Here is a 25,399-nt window from a genome sequence, read left to right on the forward strand (position 1 = left end):
CCGGCGGCTCCGGGCTACTTGCCGGGCACGCGGATGATCAGCGCGTCACCCTGACCGCCGCCACCGCACAGCGCCGCCGCGCCCACGCCGCCGCCCCGCCGCCGCAGTTCCAGCGCGAGGTGGAGCACGATGCGGGCGCCGGACATGCCGATCGGGTGACCGAGCGCGATCGCTCCGCCGTTGACGTTCACCTTTTCCGGCGACACCCCGAGATCCTTCATTGACTGCACGGCCACCGCGGCAAACGCCTCGTTGATCTCGATCAGGTCAAGATCCTCGACGGTGAGGCCGGCCTTGCCCAGCGCGTGCCGGATCGCGTTGCTGGGCTGGGACTGGAGGGAGTTGTCCGGGCCCGCCACGTTGCCGTGCGGGCCGATCTCGGCGATCCAGTCCAGGCCGAGGTCCTGGGCCTTGGCCTTGCTCATGACGACCACCGCGGCGGCGCCGTCGGAGATCTGGGAGGACGAGCCGGCGGTGATGGTGCCGTCCTTGGCGAAGGCCGGGCGCAGCTTGCCCAGGGACTCGGCGGTGGTCTCCGGCCGGATGCCCTCGTCCTTGCTGAAGACGACCGGCTCACCCTTGCGCTGCGGGATCTCCACCGGTGTGATCTCGGCCTCGAACAGGCCGTTCTTCTGCGCGGCGGCGGCCCGCTGGTGGGAGCGGGCGGCGATCTCGTCCTGCTCGGCGCGGCCGATGCCCAGGCGGGTGTTGTGCTTCTCGGTCGACTCGCCCATCGCGACGTTCTCGTACGCGTCGGTGAGGCCGTCGTGGGCCATCGAGTCGAGCATCTCGACGGCGCCGTACTTGAAGCCCTCGCGGGACTTGGGCAGCAGGTGGGGCGCGTTGGTCATGGACTCCTGGCCGCCGGCGACCACCACGTCGAACTCGCCGGCGCGGATCAGCTGGTCGGCCAGCGCGATGGCGTCCAGGCCGGAGAGACAGACCTTGTTGACGGTCAGCGCCGGCACGCTCATCGGGATGCCGGCCTTGACGGCGGCCTGGCGGGCGGGGATCTGGCCCGCGCCGGCCTGCAGCACCTGCCCCATGATCACGTACTGCACCTGGTCGCCGCCGATGCCCGCCCGGTCCAGCGCGGCCTTGATGGCCGCCCCGCCCAGGTCGGCGCCGGAGAAGCTGCGCAGGGATCCCAGCAGGCGGCCCATGGGGGTACGGGCGCCCGCGACGATCACGGAGGTGGTGCTGGACGTACCGTTCGCTGTCGACATCAGCGCGGCCCTTCCTGTACAGGGAGGTTAACGAGGGTTCCCGTCAATGTACTGAGCGGTAGGCGCCGGGTCACCGGCCTGCGGGTGTGATCGCGCGCACGTTGCGTAACCACGCGTGCGAGCGGTGCACTGGAGCCATGCTGACGCGAATCGACCACATCGGGATCGCCTGCGAGAACCTCGACACGACCGTCGAGTTCTACCGTGCCACGTACGGCTTCGAGGTGTTCCACACCGAGGTCAACGAGGAGCAGGGCGTCCGCGAGGCCATGCTGAAGATCAACGATACGTCGGACGGCGGCGCCTCGTACCTCCAGCTCCTGGAACCCACCCGGCCGGACTCCGCGGTGGGCAAGTGGCTCGCCAAGAACGGCGAGGGAGTCCACCACATCGCCTTCGGTACCGCGGACGTGGACGGGGACTCCGAGGCCATCAGGGACAAGGGCGTACGGGTGCTCTACGAGCAGCCGCGCACCGGTTCCATGGGCTCGCGGATCACCTTCCTGCACCCCAAGGACTGCCACGGCGTACTGACCGAACTGGTCACCGCGGCCCCCCACGAGGGAACCGCCGCCCCCGCTTCCACGTCCCCCTCCACGACAGAGCACTGACCTTTCCCTCCCCGGCCGGTAGAGTGCACCTTCGGCCGGGGGCCGGGTCGGGGCCCGGTCCACACTCCGCCGATGATCTGACACCATTTCTTCGGAAGGGTCAGCTCCAGCACGCGCCCGGCACGAGGCATTTCGGGCTGCGGACGAGCAGATGGGAGCCGGCCGCCACCATGACCAGGGGACGGATGGGACCGCGCAGTGCGGGGCAACGACCGCTACGAGGCTGACGACCACCTCTCGCAGTTCGAGGCCGAGATGGAGCGGCTGAAGACCGAGCGGGACAAGGCGGTCCAGCACGCCGACGACCTCGGGTACCAGGTCGAGGTGTTGCGAGCCAAGCTCCACGAGGCGCGGCGCACCATCGCGGCCCGCCCCGCCTACGACAACGTCAGCCACCAGGCCGAGCAGCTGCTGCGCAACGCCCAGATCCAGGCCGACCAGTTGCGTACCGACGCCGAGCGCGAGGTGCGCGAAGCGCGTGCCCAGACGCAGCGGCTCTTGCAGGAGCAGGCCGAGCGCCAGGCGCGCATGGAGGCCGACCTGCACGCCGAGGCGGTCGAGCGGCGCCGCCGGCTGGACGAGGAGCTCAACGAGCGCCGCCAGACCGTCGAGTCGCACGTCAACGAGAACGTGGCCTGGGCGGAGCAGCTGCGCGCCCGCACGGAGTCGCAGGCGCGCCGGCTGCTGGACGAGTCGCGGGCCGAGGCCGAGCAGGCGCTGGCCGCCGCCCGCGCCGAGGCCCAGCGGCTGGCCGAGCAGACCCGCGCCCGGCTGGGCACCGAGGCCGAGCAGGCACGCACCGAGGCCGAGGCGATCCTGCGCCGGGCCCGCGCGGACGCCGAGCGGCTGCTGAACGCCGCCTCCAGCCAGGCCCAGGAGGCCACCGACCAGGCCGAACAGCTGCGCACCAGCGTCGGCACGGAGTCCGAGGAGGCCCGGCGGCAGGCCGCCGAGCTGACACGGACCGCCGAGGCCCGGATGCAGGAGGCCGACCGCGCGCTGCGCGAGGCCCGCGCCGAGGCGGAGAAGCTGGTCACCGAGGCGCAGGAGAGCGCCGCCAAGCGGCTGTCGGCCGCCGAGTCGGACCAGGAACAGCGGCTGCGGACGGCCAAGGCGGAGATCGCCCGGCTGGTCGCCGAGGCCACGAAGGAGGCCGACGCCCTCAAGGCGGAGGCCGAGCAGCTGCGCGCGGACGCCCGTACGGAGGCGGAGCGGCTGGTCGCCGAGGCGCAGGAGGCCGCCCGTTCCAAGGCGGCGGAGGACTCCGCGGCGCAGCTCGCGAAGGCCGCGCGGACCGCCGAGGAGGTGCTGACCAAGGCGTCGGAGGACGCCAAGGCCACCACCAGGGCCGCCGCCGAGGAGGCCGAGCGGGTCCGCCGGGAGGCCGAGGCCGAGGCGGACCGGCTGCGTGGCGAGGCGCACGACACCGCCGAGCAGCTCAAGGGCGCCGCCAAGGACGACACGAAGGAGTACCGCGCCAAGACCGTCGAACTCCAGGAGGAGGCCCGGCGGCTGCGCGGCGAGGCCGAGCAGCTGCGGGCCGAGGCCGTCGACGAGGGCGACCGGATCCGGGCCGAGGCGCGCCGCGAGGCGGTCCAGCAGATCGAGGAGGCGGCCGCCACCGCCGAGGAGCTGCTGGCCAAGGCGAAGTCCGACGCCGAGGAGACACGTTCCGGCGCGAGCGCGGAGAGCGAGCGGGTCCGCACCGAGGCCATCGAGCGGGCCACGGCGCTGCGCAAGCAGGCCGAGGAGACCCTGGAGCGCGCCCGGGCGGAGGCCGAGGAGCTGCGCGGCGAGGGCGAGGAGGCCGCCGCCGCGCTGAAGTCGGAGGCCGAGGAGGCCGCGCGGCAGCTGCGGACGGAGGCCGAGGAGGCCGCCGCCGAACGCCGCACCGAGGTGCAGGAGGAGCTGGACCGGCTCCAGGCCGAGGCCGCGGAGAAGGTCGCCGCGGCCGAGGAGGCGCTGCACGACGCCCGGGGCGAGGCCGAGAAGCTGCGCCGGGAGGCGCAGGAGGAGGCCGCCCGGCTCAAGGCGGAGTCGGCGGAGCGGCTGCGCACGCTCCAGCAGCAGGCCGAGGAGGAGGCCGAGCGGCTGCGGACGGAGGCGGCGACCGACGCGTCCGCCGCACGCGCCGAGGGCGAGTCCGTCGCCGTACGGCTGCGCAGTGACGCCGCCGCCGAGGCGGAGCGCCTGAAGACCGAGGCCCAGGAGACCGCGGACCGGGTGCGCGCGGAGGCCGCGGCCGCCGCGGAGCGTACGGGTGCCGAGGCCGCCGAGGCGCTGGCCGCCGCCCAGGAGGAGGCGGCCCGCCGCCGCCGGGAGGCCGAGGAGCTGCTCGGCGAGGCCCGCGAGGAGGCCCACCAGGAGCGCACCGCCGCGCGCGAGCAGAGCGAGGAGCTGCTGGCCTCGGCCCGTACGCGGGTCGCCGAGGCGCAGGAGGAGGCGGAGCGGCTGGTCGAGGAGGCGGACCGGCGCGCCGCCGAGCTGGTCGCCGCCGCCGAGCAGACCGCCCAGCAGGTGCGGGACGCGGTCGCCGGGCTGCACGAGCAGGCCGAGGAGGAGATCGCCGGGCTGCGTTCGGCGGCCGAACACGCCGCGGAGCGTACGCGCACCGAGGCGCAGGAGGAGGCCGACCGGGTACGGGCCGACGCGTACGCGGAGCGCGAGCGCGCCTCCGAGGACGCGGCCCGCACCCGCCGCGAGGCGCAGGAGGAGACCGAGGCCGCCAAGGCGCTCGCCGAGCGCACGGTCGCCGAGGCCATCGCGGAGGCCGACCGGCTGCGCGCGGAGGCCGACAGTACCCTCGACGAGGCGCGCGAGGCGGCCGGCAAGGCGCGTACGGACGCCGCCGAGCAGGCCGACAGCCTGGTCGCGGAGGCCACCGCGCAGGCCGAGAAGATGGTGGCGGACGCCTCCGCCAAGGCGCAGCAGCTGCGTACGGACGCGTCCGACGCGCTGGCCTCGGCCGAGCAGGACGCCAACCGGGCCCGCGCGGAGGCCCGCAACGACGCCAACCGGATGCGTTCGGACGCTGCCGAACAGGTGGACCGGCTCCTCACCGAGGCCCGCGCGGAAGCCGAACGGATCGTCACCGAGGCGACCGAGCTGACCTCTTCGGCGCAGGACGACGCGGACCGCACGGTCCGCGAGGGCCGGGAGGCCGCCGAGCGGCTGCGGGCCGAGGGCGAGCAGCGGGCCGCGGAGCTGGTCGCGGAGGCGACCGCCGAGGCGGAGCGGCTGCGGGCCGAGGCCGCCGAGGCGCTGGAGACCGCGCGCCAGGAGGCGGAGCGGATCGGCGACGAGGCGCGCGAGGCGGCGAACAAGACCCGTTCGGACGCCGCCGAGCAGGCCGACCAGCTGATGTCCGAGGCCGGCAGCGAGGCCGAGAAGCTGCGCGCGGACGCGGCGGAGACCGTCGCGGGCGCCGAGCGGGACGCGGACCGTACCCGGGCGGACGCCCGCGAGCAGGCCGACCGGATGCTCGCCGAGGCCACCGCGGAGGCGGACCGGCTGCGCGCGGAGGCGGCGGAGACCGTCACCTCGGCGCAGGAGCACGCCACCCGTACGCGTGCCGAGTCCGAGCGGATCAAGGCGGACGCGGAGGCGGAGGCCGACCGGCTGCGCACCGAGGCGCTGGAGGAGTCGGAGCAGACCGTCGACGCGGCCCGCAAGGATGCCGCGCAGCGCCGCGCGGACGCCGCCGAGCAGGCCGACCAGCTGGTGGCCAAGGCTCAGGAGGAGGCGCTGAAGTCGGCGACCGCCGCCGAGGAGCAGGCCGACCGGATGGTGGGCGCGGCCCGCAAGGAGGCCGAGCGGATCATCGCCGAGGCCACCGCCGAGGGCAACGCGATGGTCGAGAAGTCCCGTACGGACGCGGATGTCCTGCTGAGCGAGGCCCGCGGGGACGCCACCGCGATAAGGGAGCGCGCCGAGGAGCTGCGTACCCGTATCGAGAGCGAGGTCGAGGAGCTGCACGAGCGGGCCCGCCGCGAGTCCTCGGAGACGATGAAGAACGCCGGGGAGCGGGTCGACAAGCTGATCGCGCAGGCCACGCAGCAGCAGGCGGAGGCCGAGGAGAAGGCCAAGCGGATGGTGTCGGACGCCAGCAGCGAGGCCAGCAAGGTGCGCATCGCGGCGGTGAAGAAGGCGGAGGGGCTGCTCAAGGAGGCCGAGCAGAAGAAGGCCGAGGCCGTACGGGAGTCGGAGCGGCTGCGCGCCGAGGCCCGCGCGGAGGCGGAGCGGATCGTGGAGGAGGGCCGGCGGGAGCTGGAGGTGCTGGTGCGGCGCCGGAAGGACATCAACGCGGAGATCTCCCGTGTCCAGGACGTGCTGGAGGCGTTGGAATCTTTCGAGGCCCCGGCCAACGGTGGTGGTAAGGACGGGGCGAAGGCCGCGGCGGGGGCGGGCGCAACTCGTTCGAGTGGCAAGCAGTCTGAGGGGTAGCCACCCGAATGAGGGGCCATTCTCCACTTCAAACGCGCAATGACTCGATGACACGCCGTTGCGGCCCCTAGGATTCCCTTTATCACCTCACCGGTCTCTTTCGACAGGAACCCCATGAGCGACACTTCCTCCCCCTACGGCTTCGAGCTCGTGCGGCGTGGGTACGACCGCGGTCAGGTGGACGACCGCATCTCGAAGCTGGTCGCCGACCGCGACAGCGCCCTGGCCCGTATCACCTCGCTGGAGAAGCGGATCGAGGAGCTGCACCTCGAGACGCAGAATGCCCAGGCCCAGGTCAATGACGCCGAACCGTCCTACGCGGGCCTCGGCGCGCGTGTGGAGAAGATCCTCCGGCTGGCGGAGGAAGAGGCGAAGGACCTGCGCGAGGAGGCCCGGCGGGCCGCCGAGCAGCACCGCGAGCTGGCCGAGTCGGCCGCCCAGCAGGTCCGCAACGACGCCGAGCAGTTCGCGACGGACCGCAAGGCCAAGGCCGAGGACGAGGGCGCCCGCATCGTCGAGAAGGCGCAGGGCGAGGCGACCGCGCTGCGCGCCGAGGCGCAGAAGGACGCGCAGTCCAAGCGGGAGGAGGCGGACTCCCTCTTCGAGGAGACCCGCGCCAAGGCCGCGCAGGCCGCGGCGGACTTCGAGACCAACCTCGCCAAGCGCCGCGAGCAGTCCGAACGGGACCTGGCCTCGCGTCAGGCCAAGGCCGAGAAGCGGCTGGCGGAGATCGAGCACCGGGCCGAGCAGCTGCGGCTGGAGGCCGAGAAGCTGCGCACGGACGCGGAGCGCCGGGCCCGCCAGACGGTGGAGACGGCGCAGCGCCAGGCCGAGGACATCGTGGCCGACGCGAACGCCAAGGCGGACCGGATCCGCAGCGAGTCCGAGCGGGAGCTGGCGGCGCTGACCAACCGCCGGGACTCGATCAACGCCCAGCTGACGAACGTCCGCGAGATGCTCGCCACGCTGACCGGTGCGGCGGTCGCCGCGGCCGGCACCCCGGCGGACGAGGAGCCCATCTCCCGCGGCGTCCCGGCGCAGCAGTCGCGCTGAGGCGCCGTTCGTCGTTGTGACGCCGGTGCGGCCGGTGGGTTCCCGCGACCCGCACCCGTGACGGCCGGTACCGCGCCCGACGGCAGCAGACGCGCTCCGCCCGTCCCGTCTCTCTTCGGAGGCCGGGCGGGCGGAATGCTTTTTTCAGCAGTACGTACGATCCGCACGGACGGTCCGGCCGACGCCCCGCGGGCGGTGCCCGGTTCGCCCGAGATGCGGGGCCCCCGGCCCCCGCTTAGCGTGCTGTACATGATCGAGATCGAGGGGCTGACCAAGCGTTACGGCGACAAGCTCGCCGTGGACGGGCTGACCTTCACCGTGCGGCCCGGAATCGTCACCGGCTTCCTCGGCCCGAACGGCGCCGGCAAGTCCACGACCATGCGGATGATGCTCGACCTGGACCACCCGACGTCGGGACGGGTCCGTATCGACGGCCGGCACTACCGGCAGCTGTCCGATCCCTTGAGACACATCGGCGCCCTGCTGGACGCCAAAGCCGTGCACGGCGGCCGGAGCGCCGTCAACCACCTGCTGTGCCTGGCGCAGAGCAACGGCATCCCGCGCGCCCGCGTCCACGAGGTGCTGGACACCGTCGGCCTCACCGCGGTCTCCAGGAAACGCTCCAAGGGCTTCTCCCTGGGCATGGGGCAGCGGCTGGGCATCGCCGGGGCGCTGCTCGGCGACCCCGAGATCCTGATGTTCGACGAGCCGGTCAACGGGCTCGACCCGGAGGGCATCCACTGGATCCGCAACCTGATGAAGGGTCTGGCGGCCCAGGGCCGTACGGTCTTCGTCTCCTCGCACCTGATGAGCGAGATGGCGCTGACCGCCGAACACCTCATCGTCATCGGCCAGGGGCGGTTGCTGGCGGACACCTCGATGGCGGAGTTCATCCGGGAGAACTCCCGCTCGTACGTACGGATGCGGTCGCCGGAGCGCGAGCGGCTGTTCGACGTGCTCGGGGACGCCGGGTACGCGACGGTGGCGGCCGGCGAGGCGGTGGAGGTCGACGGGGCGAGCGCCGCGGCCCTCGGGGAGCTGGCCGCGCGGCACCGCATCGTCCTGCACGAACTGAGCCCGCAGCAGGCGTCCCTGGAGGAGGCGTTCATGCAGCTGACCGCCGGGTCGGTGGAGTACCACGCGCATACGGACGGGCCGCGGCCCGCGGCGCCGCCGCCCGCGGACGGCGGACTGCCGGGCGCGTCGCCCCGCGGCGGCTGGGGTGCCGGCTGGCGCGACCCGAAGCGGGGGTCCTGACGATGGCGGCCTCCCAGGTCCTGCGGTCGGAGTGGACCAAGATCCGGTCGGTGCGGTCCACGGTGTGGACGCTGGGCATCGCGCTGGTCGTCACGGTCGTCCTGGGCGCGCTGATCTGCCTGCTCGCCTCCAACGACTTCGGCACCATGTCGCCCCGCGACCGGCAGGTCTTCGACCCCACGAACATCAGCTTCGCCGGGATGGGCCTCGGCCAGCTCGCGATGATCGTGTTCGGGGTGCTGGTGGTCTCCAACGAGTACAGCACCGGCATGATCCGTACCTCGCTCGCCGCCGTACCGCAGCGCGGCACCTTCCTGTTCAGCAAGGTCACCGTCGCCGCCCTGCTCGCCCTCGTCGTCTCCTTCGTGACGGCCTTCCTCGCCTTCTTCATCGGGCAGGCGCTGCTCGGTACGCACGCGGCGTCCCTCGGCGACCCGGGGGTGCTGCGGGCCGTGGTGGGCGGCGGGCTGTACATGACGCTGATCGCGGTCTTCTCGATGGGCGTGGCCACCATGCTGCGCAGCCCCATGCTGGCGCTGGGCATCCTGATGCCGTTCTTCTTCCTGATCTCCAGCATCCTGGGCAACGTCCCGGCCACCGAGAAGATCGGCTGGTACCTCCCCGACCAGGCCGGCCAGAAGGTGATGCAGGTGGTGCCGCCGGCCGGCAACGAGGTGCCGTACGGGCCGTGGGGCGGATTCGCCATCATGGTGGCGTGGACGGCGGCCGTCCTGCTGTGCGGGTACGCACTGCTGAGACGACGCGACGCATGAGGTCCGGCGCACCGCCCCTGACGTGGGCCACCGCCGCCCCACCGCCCCCGTTTTGACGGGAACCGTCAGCCTCCGGATAGCCTCCTAACCCTTACGGGGGTACGAGAGCACCTCTGCCCCGAATCAGTCTGAGGGGCGGAGAATGATCGAGGCAGTCGGCCTGACGAAGCGCTACGGCGCCAAGACGGCCGTGCACAACCTGTCGTTCCAGGTGCGGCCGGGCACCGTCACCGGCTTCCTGGGGCCCAACGGCTCCGGCAAGTCCACGACGATGCGCATGATCCTGGGGCTGGACGCCCCGACGAGCGGCCGGGTCACCATCGGCGGCATCCCGTTCCGTCAGGTGCCCAACGCCCCGCGGCACGTCGGCGCCCTGCTCGACGCCAAGGCGGTGCACGGCGGCCGCAGCGCGCGCCAGCACCTGCTCTGCCTCGCGCAGCTCTCCGGCATTCCGGCCCGCCGGGTCGACGAGGTGCTCGGTGTGGTCGGCCTCCAGGACGTCGCCCGCAAACGCTCCAACGGCTTCTCGCTCGGCATGGGCCAGCGCCTGGGCATCGCGGCGGCACTGCTCGGCGACCCGCAGGTGCTGCTCTTCGACGAGCCGGTCAACGGCCTGGACCCCGAAGGCATCCTGTGGGTCCGCAACCTGATGAAGCAGCTGGCCGCCGAGGGCCGTACGGTCTTCGTCTCCTCGCACCTGATGAGCGAGATGGCGCTGACCGCCGAGCACCTGATCGTCATCGGCCGCGGCCAGCTGCTGGCCGACATGTCGGTCAAGGACTTCATCTCGGCCAACTCCGCCGACTTCGCCCGGGTCCGTACGCCGGACACCGAGCCGGAGCTGCGCGAGAAGCTCGGCTCGGTGCTCGGCACGGCCGGCGCCCAGGTCGTGCCGGAACAGGACGGCGCGCTGCGCGTCAGCGGGCTGCCGCTGCCCCGCATCAGCGACCTGGCGCACGACGCCGGCATCCGCCTGTGGGAGCTGTCGCCGCACCAGGCGTCCCTGGAGGAGGCGTACATGCAGCTGACGCAGGGCGTGGTGGACTACCGCTCGACCACCGACCAGCGGGCCGGCCTCCAGCAGCAGACGCCCGGGTACGCGCCGCAGGGCGCCGGTGTGCCGGGGCAGCCGCCGCAGGGGTACGCGCCCGGCGCGCCCCAGCCCGGCCCGTACGGGCAGCCCGGCCACCCGGGACAGCCGCACCCCGGGGCGCAGGGGCAGCCGAACCCGTACGCGCAGGGCCCCGCCGGCGCGCCGGGCCAGGGCTACCCGCCGCCGGCCGGCCAGGGCGCGCCGTACGGGGAGCCGAACCCGTACGGACAGCCGCAGCCGGGCCCGCAGGCCGGCGCCCCGGCGCCGATGCCGCCCGCCGCCCCCGCCGACATCTCCCAGCCGCACACCGAGGACGCCCGATGACCAGCCCTCAGCAGCCGCAGCCTGAGCCGCACGACAGCGACGCCCCGGGCGCCGCCGCTCCGACGCCCCCGGCCGGCGCGCCGGAGCCCCGCCCGTCGGCCGCCCGCCCGCAGCCGGACCAGCAACCGCAGCAGCCCGCGACACCGCCGCAGCAGCCGGGCCACGCGCCGCTGCCGCCGCAGGCGGCGCAGCCGCAGGGCGGTCGGCCCCGTGAGGCCGGCACGATGATGCTCCAGGCACAGCAGCCTCCGGCCGGTACGCACGGTGCCGGCGCTCCCGGCGCTCCCGGTAAGGAAGCCGGGACGATGATGCTCCAGGCGCAGCAGCCGCCCGCCCCGCAGGGCGCGCCGCAGGCTCCGCAGGGGGCGCCCAGGGACGCGGGCACCATGACGCTCCAGGCACAGCAGCCGCCGGCCGGTCCCCCGCCGCAGCAGCAGCCTCAGCAGCACCCCCAGCAGCCGCCCCAGCAGCAGATCCCGGCCGCCTGGCAGGGCGCCGGTCCCGGCGGCACGACCCCGGCCTACATCTCACCGATCCCGGTGCGCCGGACGAACCTCGGCCACGCCCTCGCCTCCGAGTGGACGAAGATCCGCTCGGTGCGCTCCACGATGTGGACGCTGGGCGTGCTGGTCCTGCTGAACGTCGGTATCGGCCTGCTGATGTCGCTGTTCCTGTCGGGTCCGGACCGGGAGGTCGAGCCGGTGCTCGGCTTCGCCTGGTTCGGTCTGCTGCTCGGCACGCTGTGCGTCATCCCCCTCGGCGTGCTGGTGATCGCCTCCGAGTACGGCACGGGCATGATCCGTACGACGTTCACGGCCTGCCCCAGCCGGGTCCGGGTGCTGACCGCCAAGGCGATCGTCCTGTTCGCGCTGACGTTCGTGATCACCACCGTCTCCAACGTGCTGGTCGCGGTGGCGCACGCCGGAATGCTCAACGGCCCGGCCCCCACCGGTGACCAGTGGCTGCGGGCCACGGTCGGCTCCGGCCTGTTCGTGGCCCTGCTGAGCCTGCTGTCGCTGGCGGTCGGCACGCTGCTGCGGCACTCGGCCGGTGCGATCAGCGCGATGACCGGCCTGGTCCTGCTGCCCATGCTGCTGGCCGTGTTCATGATCGGGTCGGACAGCCTGCGCACGTTCGCGACCAAGCTGATCGAGTACTCGGTCCCGAACAACCTCGCCGCGATCTACGACCAGCCGTTCATGCCCGACGGCCCGTCCGGCTGGCAGCCGCTGCTCGTCCTCGCGGGCGTCACCGCGGTCGTCCTCGGCGGCGCGTACGCCGCGCTGCAGCAGCGCGACGTCTGACGGGGCGTCCGACCGAGCCCTCAGTACCTCGGCGCATTACGGGACCGCTGGAGCCGCGCGCTCCGGCGGTCCCGTGCGTTCCAGCACGCCTTGTGCCAGTGTCTGCGGTCGTCCACGTCGCCCTCCCGCGGCCAGGCGACGACGTGCGGCACCCCCGGCGGGATCTCCTGGTCGCACCCCGGGCACCGGTAGTGCTTGGCCGCCCCGCCGCCCCCCAGGTGCCGTACGACCCACTCCTCGCCGCGCCACTCCTCGGTACGTTCGAGACCGTAGCGGCCCCCGCCCGCGTGGTCGGCTGGCTTCTCACCGCCGCGGGGGCGGTTTCGACGCGGAGACACTGGGCACCTCGGGAAATCTGCGGGGTCACGGGCCGTCACCACCCTACGCGGCTCCGTCATGGGGCGTAGGCGCCCGCCACAATCCTGCGATCATCAGGAAACTTCGCCCCAGGCCGTGCCCTTGGCACGTGTCACCCGTTGTTGCCTGTTAGGGGGATGTCGCGTCGGCTGCGAGGAGGCAGAAGAGCGATGCGCGTTGGGGCTTTCATTCTGGCCGCTCAGTTTCCCGGTCAGGGTCAGGGGGAGGCGCTGCACCGGGCGGTGCGGTCCGCCGAGGTCGCGGAGGAGGCCGGGCTCGATGCGGTCTGGCTGGCGGAACATCACTTCGTGCCGTACGGGGTGTGCCCGTCGGCGGCGACGCTGGCCGCCCTGCTGCTGGGCCGTACCCGCCGGATCGGCGTCGGCACGTCCGTCAGTGTGCTGCCGACCCAGCACCCGGTCGCCCTCGGGGAGCAGGCGGCGCTGCTGCACCTGACCTCCGGCGGGCGGTTCACCCTCGGTGTCGGCCGGGGCGGTCCCTGGGTGGACCTGGAGGTCTTCGGCTCGGGGCTGGCCGCGTACGAGCAGCACTTCCCCGAGTCGCTGGACCTGCTGCTGCGCTGGCTGAGCGAGGCGCGGGTCGGCGCCGCGGGGCAGCGGCACGCCTTCCGGGAGGTCGCCGTCGTGCCGCGGCCCGCCGAGTCGCTGGAGAGGCCGGCCGGGCCGCCCGTCGTCCTCGCGTGCACCTCGCCCGGGACGGTGCGGCTGGCCGCCGAGCGCGGGCTGCCCATGCTGCTGGGGATGCACTGCGGCGACGAGGACAAGGCGGAGATGGTGGCGCTGTGGCGCCGGGCCGCGCTGGCGGCCGGGCGGGATCCGGCGCTGGTCGCGGCGGCGGAGCACGTCTCGGCCGGCGTGGTGCAGGTCGGCGACACCCGTCAGGGCGCGGCCGAGGTCCTGACCAAGGCGATGCCGGGCTGGCTGCGGCGCGGGCTGGCGGCCCATGAGACCGTCGACGGCCGCTACCGCGCCATGCGCGACCCGCTGGCGTACACGGAACTGCTCTGCGACCTGCATCCGGTCGGGCCGCCGGAGCTGTGTGCCGACCGGCTGGCGGCCTCGGCGGAGCGGACCGGCATCCGGCGCTTCGCGCTGCTCGTCGAGGGTTCCGGGGATCTGGACGCCACGGAGGAGAACGTACGGCGGCTGGGTGCCGAGGTGCTGCCGCGGCTGAGCTGAGCGGGGCGGTGCGGGGTGCGGGCGGGGCGCGGTGGCCCGGGCGGGCCGTCGGGGCGCGCCGGCCCCGTCCGTCCCTCGGCGCTGGTCCCTCGGTCCTCGGCGCTCGGCCCTCGGCGCCTGGCGCGATAGCGCCGGTCCCCGGCCGGTGACCGGAGGGCGCCGTTCACGCCGTGCCGACTCTGCGTGACCGACGCCGGGCCGGCCGAAGCTGCCGCCCGCGCACCCTGGGCCGTACGGCCTCCTCGCGCGTGCGCAGCGGCAGCGTCCGCGGTCAGCAGTCGCGCAGCTCCGGCGACTGGTTCAGCAGTTGGCCCCGGACGGAGGTGAACTGGGCCAGCCTGCCGTCCACCGACGGGTCGAGCGGGAAGACCGCCACCCGGTGGCAGTTCTGGAAGGCCAGCCGCACACCGAAGTGACGCTCCAGCGACCCGCGTATCGCATCACTCGCCAGCGCACGCAGCAGCTGACCGCGCGCCTGCTCGTCGGGCGGCGGCGTCCGGTTGTCGGCGAACTGGCCGCCGTCCACCTTCAGCTGGGCCACCAGGGAGCTGATCATTCCCCATGCGTAGGGCAAGGAGGTCCGGACGCAGTCGACAAATTCCGCTTCGTCGACCTCGCCTCGCTCGGCCTGTTCGAGGAGGGCCGGTGAGACGTCGAGCGACATGAGGTTCTCCTCTCGCGGCCCCGCCGGGACGGGGCCTCAGGGATGGGACGGGGTTTCGCGACGGAGCGTGTCCGTCTCACGACGCCCCGCTTCAACGGTATGCCGCGCATCCGGACCGCACCAGGAGATTGCAGAGACAACCGGCCACCGGCCCACCGGGCGCTCCAGGGGCGAATCGCGTCCGCGGCCTCCGGTCGAGTAGCGTGGCGCACCATGCGTCTCGTCATTGCCCGTTGCTCCGTGGACTACGCGGGCCGGCTCAGTGCCCACCTCCCGTCGGCCCCTCGCCTGATCCTCGTGAAGGCGGACGGTTCGGTCTCCATCCACGCGGACGACCGGGCCTACAAACCGCTCAACTGGATGTCCCCGCCGTGCACCCTCAAGGAGGGCGACGGCAGTGTGTGGACAGTGGAGAACAAGGGTGGCGAGAAGCTCATCATCACCCTGGAAGAGGTGATGCACGACTCGGCCCACGAGCTGGGCGTGGACCCGGGCCTCATCAAGGACGGTGTGGAGGCGCACCTCCAGGAGCTGCTCGCCGACCGGATCGAGACACTCGGCGAGGGCTACTCGCTGATCCGGCGCGAATATCCGACCGCCATCGGCCCGGTGGACATCCTGTGCCGGGACGCGGACGGCGGCACGGTCGCGGTGGAGATCAAGCGGCGCGGTGAGATCGACGGTGTCGAGCAGCTCACCCGCTACCTCGAACTCCTCAACCGTGACCCGCACTTGGCGCCGGTGAAGGGCGTCTTCGCGGCCCAGGAGATCAAGCCGCAGGCCCGGGTGCTGGCCACCGACCGCGGTATCGGCTGCGTCGTGCTGGACTACAACGCGCTGCGCGGCATCGAGGACGACAAGCTGCGGCTGTTCTGAGCCGCCTCCGCCCGGGCGGGCCGGGGTGCCACCCGGCCGGCCCGCGCGCCGGATGACGACGGCCCGGTACGGAACGCCCGCCCACGAGGGCGGACGGTCACGTACCGGGCCGTCGTGCTGCGCTCAGCCGTTGTCCGTACCGTCGGCCGCGCCGCCGCCCGTCGTGCCGCCGCCGGTGGTGCCCGCCGAGCCGCTGCCATGGGCGCTGCTGGGCGCCGGGTTGCCGGTGGTCCCGGTCGGGTCCTGGCTGGTCGGCTTGTCGGTGGGCTTGTCGGTCGGTTTGTCGGTGGGCTTGTCGGTGGGCTTGTCCGTCGGTTTGTCGGTCGGCTTGTCCGTGGGCTTGCCGGTCCCGGTGCCCGTGTCGGTGGGCCGGGTGGTGGGCGTGGTCGGACGCGTGGTCGGGTCGGTCGGGCTGCTGCTCCCGTCCGTGGGCCGGCCGGTCGTCGGGTCGGTGGCGGCGGTGCTCGGGGCGGCGGTGCCGGTGCCCGGCCGGCCGCTGGTGCCCGGCGTGCCCGGTGCCGTGGAGCCGGGGCCGGTGTGCGTACCGGGGCGGCTGCCCTGTCCGGTGCGGCTGCTGTCGGTGCCCGGCTGGTCGGCGGGCAGGCCGTCGCCGTCCTGGCCCGTCCCGGCGGTCTGCTCGGTCTTGACCTTGTCGCCCGGTCCGCCGTCGGACCCGGAGACCGCGCCCAGGGTGACGACCGTGCCGAGGACGGCGACGAGCAGGGCGCCGGCGCCCGCGGCGACCAGGTTGCGCCGGGTGCCCAGCACCAGTGCCTTGCGGCCGCCGGCCCTGCCGCCGGTCCGGCCGCCCGCGGCACCGCCCGTACGGGCGAGGCCGGGGGTGACCACGGTGGGCGCGGTCGCGTCGACGGCCGGGGCCGACGCGAGCGCTGCGGGCACCCCGCCGGGCGGCGAGGCGGACTCCTCGGTCCGGGCGTCCGGGATCTCCTCGCCGGCCGGTGTGGCCGTGCCGGCGGGCGGGGTGAACGTGCCGGAGCGGTCGGCGACCAGGGCCAGCGCGCGCCGTCCCGCGACGGCGCCGCGCCGGTCGGAGAGCACGCCGCGCAGTCCTATCGACGCCTCCAGCTCGGCCCGCGCCCGGTCCAGGTTGCCGGTGCACAGGGCGAGTACGCCCAGCTCGTGGTGGAAGTACGCCTCCTCGGCCACCTCCCCGGCGATCCGGGCGGCCTCCGCGCCGTGCCGCAGGCTGCGCTCCCAGGCGCTCCAGTGGAGGGCGGCGGCGAAGGCCGGGGCGGCCGTACGGGCCAGCAGGACGGCGGCACTGGGGTGGCCGCTCTCGCGGCTGCCGGTCAGCACGTTCATCGCGGCGAGGATGGCGTCGGCCTCGGCGGCGGCCCGCTCGGGGGTGACCGAGGGGTGGCCGGCCCACCAGGCGTAGTGCTGGGCGGCGGTCAGCGCCCGCTCGCCCGCGCCGTCGTCGTACCCGGCGGCGGCGAGCTGGTCACCGACGGTGGCCGCGAGCCGGTAGTGCGCCCCGGCCGGGGTGATCAGTCCGCAGTCCAGGAGTTCGCCGAGCGCGGCGTCCGCGTGGGTGTCCTGGGCCAGCGCGGGCAGGTGCGCCTGGTGCGGCAGCTCGCCGCCCAGCGCGACCGCGAAGCGCAGCGTCTCGCGCGCGGCCTCGCTGAGCCGGGCGGCGATCAGCGGCGCGGGCGAGGCGGCTTCGGCGACGGTCGGCAGCGGTACGTCGCGGCCGTCACCGGAGGCGTCTTCGGAGCGTTCCCCGTACGCGTCGACGTCCTGGTCGCCACGGAGCCGCTGCCGCAGCAGGGCACCGGCCTGGACGAAGCGCAGCGGCAGTCCCTCGGACTCGAACCACAGGTCGGCGGCCCACGCGGCCTCCTCGTCGGTGAGCGGCCGGCCGACGACGCCCTCCAGCAGGTCCCGGCAGGCGCCGCGGCCGATGCCGCCGAGGAAGACCTCTTCGAGGTGGGAGCCGGGCGAGGGGGCGGCGACGTCGGGGGTGGCGGCGAGCAGGAAGGCGCACTCGGGGGTGGCGCCCAGCAGCTCGTCCAGCGCGGCGCCGCCGAACTCCAGGTCGTCCAGGACGACGATCGCGCCGATCTCGCCGAGCAGGCGCAGCAGCTCGCCGCGGTCGGGGCGGTGCAGCGGGGCCCGGTGGACGGCGGCGAACAGCTCGTACATCACGTCGGTGGGCGTGCGGTGGTATCCGGAGAGCCGCACCACGCCGTCGGGGGCCAGGCCGTCGCAGGCGGTGGCGACGGCGTCCAGCAGGCGCGTACGGCCCGATCCGGAGGGTCCGGTGACGCGTACGGATCTGCCGCGGGAGAGCAGCCGCACCAGCCGCTCGGTCTCCTCGGCGCGCTCCAGGAGTGCGCCCTGGCGGCCCGCGGAGACCGGTACGGCGGGCGGGGCGGCGGCGCGGGCCAGCTCGGCGCGCTCCTCGGGGCCGTGCTTGCCGGGGACGGCGGGCTGCTCGCCGGGCGGGCAGGGTTCGATCTCGCTGCCGTCGACCGGGTTGACGGTGAGCAGGTAGGGGCCCGATACGAGCTGTACGGTGCGTGCGAGGCCGCCGGCGGCGGCTCCGGAGCCGCTGGGCGCGGGCGGCGGCGTGGCAGGGGCGTCCTGCTCGCCGTACTCCTCAGGTCCCCGGTTCGTGTTCGGGTCCATGGTGAAATGCCCCCCAGATGCGCTTGGCGTGCCGACCGACCGTTTGCGTCCCGGCCGTCCGCACTCCCCCAGCCTCCGGCCGGGGTGCTCCCCCGGCCGCCGCTTCTGGTCCGGTGCCCGCCGTGCGGCGTACCGGACGGCGGAAAACCGAACCTTAGACCTTCACCCAGTATCTCTGATGCGCCGGGGTCCGTTCCTGCCCGGAACGTCACAGTGTTGTGAGAATCTTCGGGTATGCGGCTTTGATCTTGCGGGCGGTGCCGTACGGGCCGGCGCCGGTGGCGTTACGCGAGCGTGCCGTACCGGTCCGGGTGCCCCGGCCGGCCGCCTTCAGACCCGCGGCAGGGTCTCGGCCGCGAGGCCGCCCTCGATGGCGAGGATGCGGTGCAGACGCGTGGCGACCAGCAGCCGCTGCATCTGCGGGGGGACGCCGCGCAGGACGAGGCGGCGGTTGGCCCGGCCGGCGCGGCGGTGCGCGCCCATGATCACGCCGAGCCCGGTGGCGTCCCACGAGTCGAGTCCGGTCAGGTCCAGCACGAGGTCGCCCTGGCCCGAGTCGACGGCGGTGTGCAGGACGGTTCGGGCGTCCGCCGCGCTGCGGACGTCGAGGCGGCCCCCGACGACCAGCTCGGCGTGGTCGCCCCTGATGTGCATATGTCGCTCCCCGGGTGATGAATGCTCGATCGTTACGTCTACAGAACTGACTGCCTCTCATGCGGCGAAGTTGCCGCCTGTAAGCGAACCGATACCGAATTCACCCTGGAGGGTGACGGCACCGGACCCGCGCGCCTGACGCGCCGCCCCCCTTCTTCGGGGGTGGGCCGCCGGCGGCCGGAGCATCGGCCGCCACGCCCACGGCCGTGCCGTGGGCGGCGCCTGACGCTGCGACAGCGCGGTGCGGGGTCCGGGCCCGTCCGACGCGGAATCAGTGCTCGTAGAAGCCTTGCCCGCTCTTGCGGCCGATATCGCCGGCATCGACCATCCGCCGCATGATCTCCGGCGGCGCGAACTTCTCGTCCTGCGACTCGGTGTAGATGTTGTCGGTGGCGTGCAGCAGGATGTCCACACCGGTCAGGTCGGCGGTGGCCAGCGGCCCCATGGCGTGCCCGAAGCCCAGCTTGCAGGCGGTGTCGATGTCCTCGGCGCTGGCCACCCCGGACTCGTACAGCTTCGCCGCCTCGACGACCAGCGCCGAGATCAGCCGGGTGGTCACGAAGCCGGCCACGTCGCGGTTGACGACGATGCAGGTCTTGCCGACGGACTCGGCGAACGCGCGGGCGGTGGCGAGGGTTTCGTCGCTGGTCTTGTAGCCGCGCACCAGTTCGCACAGCTGCATCATCGGCACCGGCGAGAAGAAGTGGGTGCCCACCACCCGCTCGGGGCGCCCGGTGGCCGCCGCGATCTTGGTGATCGGGATGGCGGAGGTGTTGGAGGCGAGTACCGCCTCGTCCTTCACCAGCTTGTCCAGGTTCTGGAAGATCTCCCGCTTGACGTCGATCCGCTCGAAGACGGCCTCGACGACGATGTCCGCGTCGGCCGCCGCGTCCAGGTCGGTCGTGGTGGTGATCCGGCCCAGCGCCCGCTCGGCGTCCTCGGCGGCCAGCTTGCCCTTGCTCACGAACTTCTCGTACGAGGCCTCGATGCCGCCCTTGCCGCGGGCCAGCGCGCCTTCCGTCACATCGCGGAGGACGACGTCCCAGCCCGCCTGGGCCGAGACCTGCGCGATGCCGGACCCCATGAGTCCGGCTCCGATGACGGCGAGCTTCTTTGCCACTTGCTGTCCCCTAACACGCTGTACACCTGACGGCTCTCGGCAGTGACGTTAGCGCCCGGCGGCGATCGATAGGAGGGTTAGAGATGCGCGTCACGTCTCACATGACGGACATCACACCGCACGGGCTCACCGGCCGCCGCGTACGGCGTAGTTGAGGACCTTTCCGCTGAGCGCGTCCTCCAGGTCGTCGAGCAGGACGAGGGCTTCACGTGACACCTCGTCGGGTGCCCTTCCGGCCATCATGGCGCGGGCGATGTGCGCCGTGAGCGTGGTGTGCACCCAGTTGAGCTGGCCCGCGACCAGGAGCGGCAGCCAGTCGTCCGCCGCGGCGCCGGCCTCCTGGCGCAGGGTGTCCTCCAGGCGGGTGAGCTGTTCCTGCTGGAGGTGCCAGAGGCGGGCCTTGAGGGTGGCGGCGCCCTCGATGACGTGCAGGAAGCGGTCGTAGCCCGCGACCAGTCCGACGGCGGGCGAGACCGCCTCCACCTGCTCGCGCAGTTCGCGCAGCACGGCGGCGGCGGCCGACTCCCCCGCGTCCCGGCCGCGTACGTAGCGCGCGAGGCGGTCCACCAGCCCGGCGCCGCGGTCCAGGAAGAGGTCTTCCTTGGCCGGGAAGTAGTTGTAGACGGTGTTGACCGAGACCTCGCAGACCTCGGCGATCTCCGCGACGGTCACCGCGTCGAAGCCGCGCTCCAGGAACAGGCCGGTGGCCATGTCCGAGATGTGCTGGCGCGTCTGCCGTTTCTTGCGCTCCCTGAGTCCCTCAGCCATGGGCGCATCGTACGCCTTCTTGGTGGCTCTGAATTTTTGGGGGCATTGCAATTTTTCAGTACCTCTGTTTTTCTGTCCGCCATGGCAGTCATCACCGCGTCCGGCCTGACCCGGACCTTCACCACCCGGCACGGCACCGTCGACGCCGTACGCGGCATCGACCTCACCGCCGGGCACGGCGAGATCCTCGGCCTGCTCGGCCCGAACGGCGCCGGCAAGACCACCACCCTGCGGATGCTCACCACGCTCCTCGCGCCCACCGGCGGCAGCGCGACGGTGGCCGGCTGCGACCTCGTCCGCGACCCGGCCGGGGTGCGGCGCGCCACCGGCTACGTGGCCCAGTCCGGCGGCGTCGACCCGCACGTCTCCGTACGGGAGGAGCTGGTGACCCAGGGGCGGCTGTACCGCCTGCCGAAGGCCGGGGCGGCGGCCCGCGCCGAGGAGCTGGCGGACGCGCTCGGCCTCGGCGGGCTGCTGGACCGCCCGTGCGCGGCGATGTCCGGCGGGCAGCGACGGCGGCTGGACATCGCGCTGGGGCTGGTGCACCGGCCGGCGGTGCTCTTCCTGGACGAGCCGACCACCGGCCTCGACCCCGGCAGCCGGGCCGGCCTGTGGGAGCTGGTCCGGCGGCTGCGTACGGACTTCGGCACCACGGTCGTCCTGACCACCCACTACCTCGACGAGGCGGACGCGCTGGCGGACCGCGTCGTGGTCGTGGACCGGGGCGTGGTGGCCGCCGAGGGCACCCCGCGCGCGCTCAAGACCGCGTACGCCGGTTCGCCCGACGCGTCCCTCCAGGACGCCTTCCTGGCCATCACCGGGCGCGACGCCGCCCCCGCGGACACCGCTCCCGTCGCCGTCTGAGCCCCGCCCCCAGCAGCCGCACCGTCTTCCAGGAGTCCCCGTATGCCCTCCGTCCTGTCCGACACCGCCCTGATCTTCGGGCGCTACGCCCGGCAGACCCTGCGCTCCAAGCTCCAGATGTTCTTCGGCGTGCTGATGCCGCTGCTCTACCTGCTCTTCTTCGGGCCGCTGCTGACGAAGCTGCCACTGGCCGCCGAGGGCAGTTCCTGGCAGGTCCTGGTGCCCGGACTGCTGCTGCAACTCGCGCTGTTCGGCGCGTCGTTCGGCGGCTTCGGCATCATCCTCGAAAAGCAGTACGGCGTGGTGGAACGGATGCGGGTGACACCCGTCAGCCGGGTCGCGCTGCTGCTGGGACGGGTGCTGCGGGACACCGCGCTGCTCACCTTCCAGGCGGTGCTGCTGGTCCTGGCGGCGCTGGTGATGGGGTTGCGGGCGCCGCTGGGCGGCATCCTCATCGGATTCGCGTTCGTCGCCGTGACGACCGTCGCGCTGTCCTCCCTGTCGTACGCGCTGGCCCTGAAGGTCGCCTCGCCACAGGAGTTCGGCCCCGTCGTCAACGCCGCGACCATGCCCACGATGCTGCTGTCCGGCCTGATGCTGCCGATGGCCCTGGCGCCCGGCTGGCTGGACGCGCTCTCGCACGTCATGCCGCTGCGCTACCTCGTGGACGGCGTCCGGGCGGCCTACGTGGGCGACTACACGGCGGCGAGCGTGCGGTACGGCGCGCTGGTCGCGGCCGGACTCGCCGTACTGGCCGCGGCCGTGTGCGCCCGCGCCTTCCGCAAGGCCGCCGCGTAGGCTCGCCCGTATGGTCAATCTGACGCGCATCTACACCCGTACCGGCGACAAGGGCACCACCGCCCTCGGCGACATGAGCCGGACCGCCAAGACCGACACGCGGATCGCGGCCTACGCGGACGCCAACGAGGCCAACGCGGCGATCGGCGTGGCCATCGCCCTCGGCTCGCTGCCCGAGGACGTCGTCAAGGTGCTCGTCCGGGTGCAGAACGACCTCTTCGACGTGGGCGCGGACCTGTCGACGCCGGTGGTGGAGAACCCGGAGTTCCCGCCGCTGCGCGTCGAGCAGTCCTACGTCGACAAGCTGGAGGCGGACTGCGACCACTACCTGGAGGGCCTGGAGAAGCTCCGCAGCTTCATCCTCCCGGGCGGTACGGCGGGCGCCGCGCTGCTGCACCAGGCGTGCACGGTGGTACGCCGCGCCGAGCGCTCCACCTGGGCGGCGCTGGAGACGCACGGCGACACCATGAACCACCTCACCGCCACCTACCTCAACCGCCTCTCCGACCTCCTGTTCATCCTGGCCCGCACGGCCAACAAGGAGCAGGGCGACGTGCTGTGGGTGCCGGGCGGCGAGCGGTAGGCAGCGTCACCAGGACGCGGGCGGGCCCTGGCCCGCCCCGGCCTTGTCGCGCTCGCGCCCGTCCGCGCCGTCCGGGGGCAGCTCCCCCTCCGGGGCCTTCTTCGGCCAGAGCGTGTAGCTGACCGCGATGACCAGGTTGATGCCGATGACGAAGAGCATCTTGGTCTGCCAATTGCGCAGCGAGGTGGTCTGGTCCGGGTCGCCCACGTACCAGGCGGCGAGCTGGAGCAGCCCCATCGCGATGAGCGCGGCCAGGATCCAGCGGCCCGCCGACTGCCACTCGAAGACCGTGCGCTCCCGGCCGTACTTGGGCGCGGGCACCGGCGGCGGGCCGCCCGCGAAGCGGTGGGCGAAGCGGGCGTCCGCCCACTTGATCATGCGGTGCCCCATGGTGGCCGAGAACCCGATGTAGACGGCGGCGAGTCCGTGCTTCCAGTCGGCCTCCGCACCGTTCTTCAGGTCGACGGCGGTGACGACCAGCATGACGAGTTCCAGCAGCGGCTCCAGCAGCAGGACGGCGATGCCGGTACGTGGCATCTTCGCCAGGTAGCGCAGGGCCAGCCCGCCGGCCAGCAGCACCCAGAAGCCGACCTCACAGATGATGATCAGCGCGACGATCACGGGACTCCCCTTCTTTCCGGTCCCTTCCAGGCTCACCCCGGAATCCGGCCGTCACCTCGTCGTCCGCGATGATCCGGGACTGCATCTTTCGATGTAGCGCGCGGCGCGACGGGTTCGGCCGGGGCGTGGAGGCGACGGGCCGCGCCGCCGTGTTTGATGGAGGGGTGACCGCGAGACCCTTCGCCGCCCTGGCGCGCCCGCACCGCGACGACGTGCGGATCGCCGTCGCCGGGCTGCTCGGCGGCCTGCTGCTGTACGGGCTGGGGCTGCGCAGCAGCCCGCCGCTGACGCCGGGGCTGCCCGACTGGGCGGTCCTGGTGACGCTGGCCGTCATGTCCGGCGCCGAGCTGCTGCGCCGGACCGCCCCGCGGGCCGCGCTGGGCGTGGCGACCGCCGCGATCACCCTGGACCTGTGCTGCGGCGGACTGATCGCCACGGTCGTGATGTTCACCGACATCGTCTACGCCGCGGTGCTGTACGGCCCGCCGGGCACCGCCCGGCGCGTACCGGTCATCAGCGCCCTGCTCACCGTCCTCGCCACCGTCGTCCCGGTGACGCTCCTGCGCGACCCGCAGGCCCTGCTGATCGGTATCGGCATCGGCGTGATCACTCTCGGTCCGGCCTGGACCGGCGTCATCATCCGCGAACACCGCAACGCCGCCCGGGCCGCCCGCCTGGAGGCCGAACAGACCGCGCTGCTCGCCGAGATGGACCGTACGCAGGCCATCATCGCCGAACGCGCCCGGATGGCCCGCGAACTGCACGACATGGTCGCCAACCACCTGTCCGCCATCGCCATCCACTCCACGGCCGCCCAGGCCATCGACGACCCCGGCGCCACCCGCGAGGCGCTCGGCGTCATCCGGGAGAACAGCGTGCAGGGCCTCGCCGAGATGCGGCGCCTGATCGGGCTGCTGCGGGACGCGAAGCACCCCGGCGCGACGGCGGAGGCCCAGGCCACCCCCACCCTGGACGGGCTCGAAGCGCTCCTGGAGCAGGCCCGCGTCAACGGCGCGAGCAGCGGGCTGACGTTCACCCTGGAGGACACCCGGGCGGACGGCAGCGGCGCGCGGCTGCCCGCTCCGGTGGAGCTGGCCGCGTACCGCATCGTCCAGGAGTCCCTGACCAACGCCCTCAAACACGCCGCGCCCGGCGAGGTCGCGGTCCGTATCACCCACCGCCCCGGCGGCCCGCTCACCGTCCGCGTCGACAGCCCCTTCGGCGACCGGCCCGGCCCGCGCGCGCCCGGCTCCGGCGCGGGCCTGATCGGGATGCGGGAGCGGATCGAACTACTCGGCGGCCGGTTCGAGGCCGGGCCCGAGGACGGTGGCGAGCACGGCGCCGGCAAAGAATGGCGGGTACGGGCCGAACTGCCCGTCCGCGAGGAGGAAGAGCAACGATGACCGCTGACACCGGCCGCCCGGTCCGGGTGCTGATCGCCGAGGACCAGTCCGCCGTACGGGCCGGACTGGCACTGATCCTGCGCTCCGCGCCCGACATCGAGGTGGCCGGGGAGGCCGCGGACGGCGAGGAAGCGGTGCGGCTGGCCCGCGCACTCCGTCCCGACCTGGTGCTGATGGACATACAGATGCCCAAGCTGGACGGCGTCTCGGCCACCCGGGCGATCGTGGCCGAGGAGCTGGCCGACGTCCTGGTGCTGACCACCTTCGACCTGGACGAGTACGTCTTCGGGGCGCTGCGGGCCGGCGCCGCCGGCTTCCTGCTCAAGGACAGCGAGGCGGCGGCGCTGCTGGACGCGGTGCGCACGGTGGCCGCCGGGGAAGGGATGATCGCCCCGGCCGTGACCCGGCGGCTGATCGCGGAGTTCGCCAACCCCCGTACGGTACGGCGGCCCGACGCCTCGGCACCGGACCCGGCCGTGCTGGACGCGCTGACCCGCCGCGAACGCGAGGTGCTGGGCTGCCTGGGCCAGGGCCTGTCCAACGCCGCCATCGCGGAGCGGCTGGAGATGGCGGAGGCCACGGTCAAGACGCACGTCAGCCGGCTGCTGGGGAAGCTGGAGCTGCGCAGCCGGGTGCAGGCGGCGGTGCTGGCGCAGGAGTTGGGGGTCACCGGCGGCTGAGGCGGGCGACGGCCCGCGCCGGGCGGGCGGCGCGGCAGGCGCGGGCGGCGCGGAGGGCGCGGGCGGCGCGGCGGGCGCG

22 protein-coding genes are annotated in these 25,399 nt (G+C 73.6%); 14 read left to right on the plus strand and 8 right to left on the minus strand.

All coding sequences use genetic code 11. The annotated features are described in order from the left end of the window. Positions 1–14 precede the first annotated feature (14 nt). Complete coding sequence (locus AB0L45_RS15305; protein WP_365839942.1) at positions 15–1,190, minus strand: acetyl-CoA C-acetyltransferase; 1,176 nt, start codon at positions 1,188–1,190, stop codon at positions 15–17. Between the two features lie 173 nt (positions 1,191–1,363). Between AB0L45_RS15305 and mce the strand changes: the two genes are divergently transcribed. The 7 genes from mce to AB0L45_RS15340 all read left to right on the plus strand — a co-directional run bounded on the left by mce (position 1,364) and on the right by AB0L45_RS15340 (position 12,084). Then, positions 1,364–1,837: a methylmalonyl-CoA epimerase gene (gene mce, locus AB0L45_RS15310; protein ID WP_365839876.1), complete on the plus strand. Its 474-nt coding sequence runs from the start codon at positions 1,364–1,366 to the stop codon at positions 1,835–1,837. A 198-nt stretch (positions 1,838–2,035) separates the two neighbouring features. Next, on the plus strand, positions 2,036–6,280 hold the full coding sequence (scy, locus tag AB0L45_RS15315; protein WP_365839878.1) for a polarized growth protein Scy: 4,245 nt from the start codon (positions 2,036–2,038) through the stop codon (positions 6,278–6,280). 114 nt (positions 6,281–6,394) lie between these two features. Further along, positions 6,395–7,333, plus strand: coding sequence for a cellulose-binding protein (locus AB0L45_RS15320; protein WP_031008063.1), 939 nt, complete (start codon positions 6,395–6,397; stop codon positions 7,331–7,333). 249 nt (positions 7,334–7,582) lie between these two features. After that, entirely contained in the window at positions 7,583–8,590 is a 1,008-nt protein-coding gene (locus AB0L45_RS15325) for an ATP-binding cassette domain-containing protein (RefSeq protein ID WP_365839881.1), read from the plus strand. 2 nt (positions 8,591–8,592) lie between these two features. Further along, entirely contained in the window at positions 8,593–9,363 is a 771-nt protein-coding gene (locus tag AB0L45_RS15330) for an ABC transporter permease (protein ID WP_365839883.1), read from the plus strand. A gap of 142 nt (positions 9,364–9,505) precedes the next feature. Continuing rightward, on the plus strand, positions 9,506–10,780 hold the full coding sequence (locus tag AB0L45_RS15335; RefSeq protein ID WP_365839885.1) for an ATP-binding cassette domain-containing protein: 1,275 nt from the start codon (positions 9,506–9,508) through the stop codon (positions 10,778–10,780). Then, positions 10,777–12,084, plus strand: a complete 1,308-nt coding sequence (locus AB0L45_RS15340) for an ABC transporter permease subunit (protein ID WP_365839887.1) — start codon at positions 10,777–10,779, stop codon at positions 12,082–12,084. The genes AB0L45_RS15335 and AB0L45_RS15340 overlap by 4 nt, the downstream gene beginning before the upstream one ends. A 20-nt stretch (positions 12,085–12,104) precedes the next feature. Here the strand turns inward: AB0L45_RS15340 and AB0L45_RS15345 are convergent, their stop codons facing one another. Further along, complete coding sequence (locus tag AB0L45_RS15345; protein WP_365839889.1) at positions 12,105–12,422, minus strand: ATP/GTP-binding protein; 318 nt, start codon at positions 12,420–12,422, stop codon at positions 12,105–12,107. A gap of 189 nt (positions 12,423–12,611) precedes the next feature. Here AB0L45_RS15345 and AB0L45_RS15350 point away from each other — a divergent pair, with 189 nt between their 5' ends. After that, positions 12,612–13,640: an LLM class flavin-dependent oxidoreductase gene (locus AB0L45_RS15350; RefSeq protein ID WP_365839891.1), complete on the plus strand. Its 1,029-nt coding sequence runs from the start codon at positions 12,612–12,614 to the stop codon at positions 13,638–13,640. 271 nt (positions 13,641–13,911) lie between these two features. Here the strand turns inward: AB0L45_RS15350 and AB0L45_RS15355 are convergent, their stop codons facing one another. Continuing rightward, positions 13,912–14,304 carry an SCO5389 family protein gene (locus tag AB0L45_RS15355; RefSeq protein WP_365839893.1) on the minus strand — a complete coding sequence of 131 codons (393 nt, stop codon included), beginning with the start codon at positions 14,302–14,304 and terminating at the stop codon, positions 13,912–13,914. Between the two features lie 213 nt (positions 14,305–14,517). Between AB0L45_RS15355 and nucS the strand changes: the two genes are divergently transcribed. Then, positions 14,518–15,180: an endonuclease NucS gene (gene nucS / locus AB0L45_RS15360; protein WP_360132050.1), complete on the plus strand. Its 663-nt coding sequence runs from the start codon at positions 14,518–14,520 to the stop codon at positions 15,178–15,180. A 123-nt stretch (positions 15,181–15,303) separates the two neighbouring features. Here nucS and AB0L45_RS15365 read toward each other — a convergent pair whose 3' ends face one another. The 4 genes from AB0L45_RS15365 to AB0L45_RS15380 all read right to left on the minus strand — a co-directional run bounded on the left by AB0L45_RS15365 (position 15,304) and on the right by AB0L45_RS15380 (position 20,371). After that, positions 15,304–17,829 (minus strand): ATP-binding protein, encoded by a 2,526-nt coding sequence (locus AB0L45_RS15365; protein ID WP_365839896.1) that lies wholly within the window; start codon positions 17,827–17,829, stop codon positions 15,304–15,306. A 330-nt stretch (positions 17,830–18,159) separates the two neighbouring features. Beyond that, on the minus strand, positions 18,160–18,483 hold the full coding sequence (locus tag AB0L45_RS15370; protein ID WP_365839898.1) for an STAS domain-containing protein: 324 nt from the start codon (positions 18,481–18,483) through the stop codon (positions 18,160–18,162). A gap of 271 nt (positions 18,484–18,754) precedes the next feature. Then, positions 18,755–19,603: a 3-hydroxyacyl-CoA dehydrogenase family protein gene (locus tag AB0L45_RS15375; protein ID WP_365839900.1), complete on the minus strand. Its 849-nt coding sequence runs from the start codon at positions 19,601–19,603 to the stop codon at positions 18,755–18,757. A 126-nt stretch (positions 19,604–19,729) separates the two neighbouring features. Continuing rightward, on the minus strand, positions 19,730–20,371 hold the full coding sequence (locus tag AB0L45_RS15380) for a TetR/AcrR family transcriptional regulator (protein WP_365839902.1): 642 nt from the start codon (positions 20,369–20,371) through the stop codon (positions 19,730–19,732). Between the two features lie 81 nt (positions 20,372–20,452). On the opposite strand from AB0L45_RS15380, the gene AB0L45_RS15385 reads away from it, so the two are divergent. The 3 genes from AB0L45_RS15385 to AB0L45_RS15395 are packed head-to-tail and all read left to right on the plus strand — an operon-like array spanning position 20,453 to position 22,616. Continuing rightward, complete coding sequence (locus AB0L45_RS15385; protein ID WP_365839904.1) at positions 20,453–21,235, plus strand: ATP-binding cassette domain-containing protein; 783 nt, start codon at positions 20,453–20,455, stop codon at positions 21,233–21,235. A 42-nt stretch (positions 21,236–21,277) separates the two neighbouring features. Next, complete coding sequence (locus AB0L45_RS15390; protein WP_365839906.1) at positions 21,278–22,033, plus strand: ABC transporter permease; 756 nt, start codon at positions 21,278–21,280, stop codon at positions 22,031–22,033. Between the two features lie 10 nt (positions 22,034–22,043). Beyond that, positions 22,044–22,616, plus strand: coding sequence for a cob(I)yrinic acid a,c-diamide adenosyltransferase (locus tag AB0L45_RS15395; RefSeq protein ID WP_365839908.1), 573 nt, complete (start codon positions 22,044–22,046; stop codon positions 22,614–22,616). Positions 22,617–22,622: 6 nt separating this feature from the next. On the opposite strand, the gene AB0L45_RS15400 is transcribed toward AB0L45_RS15395, so the two are convergent. Next, on the minus strand, positions 22,623–23,237 hold the full coding sequence (locus tag AB0L45_RS15400; RefSeq protein ID WP_365839910.1) for a hypothetical protein: 615 nt from the start codon (positions 23,235–23,237) through the stop codon (positions 22,623–22,625). A gap of 164 nt (positions 23,238–23,401) precedes the next feature. Here AB0L45_RS15400 and AB0L45_RS15405 point away from each other — a divergent pair, with 164 nt between their 5' ends. Further along, positions 23,402–24,640: a histidine kinase gene (locus AB0L45_RS15405; RefSeq protein ID WP_365839912.1), complete on the plus strand. Its 1,239-nt coding sequence runs from the start codon at positions 23,402–23,404 to the stop codon at positions 24,638–24,640. Beyond that, a complete protein-coding gene (locus tag AB0L45_RS15410; RefSeq protein WP_365839914.1) occupies positions 24,637–25,320 on the plus strand; it encodes a response regulator transcription factor in 684 nt (227 codons plus the stop codon). Before AB0L45_RS15405 ends, AB0L45_RS15410 begins: the two co-directional genes overlap by 4 nt. The last annotated feature ends 79 nt before the right edge of the window (positions 25,321–25,399 follow it).

Source organism: Streptomyces sp. NPDC052496 (genome assembly GCF_040679095.1).
GTDB lineage: Bacteria > Actinomycetota > Actinomycetes > Streptomycetales > Streptomycetaceae > Streptomyces.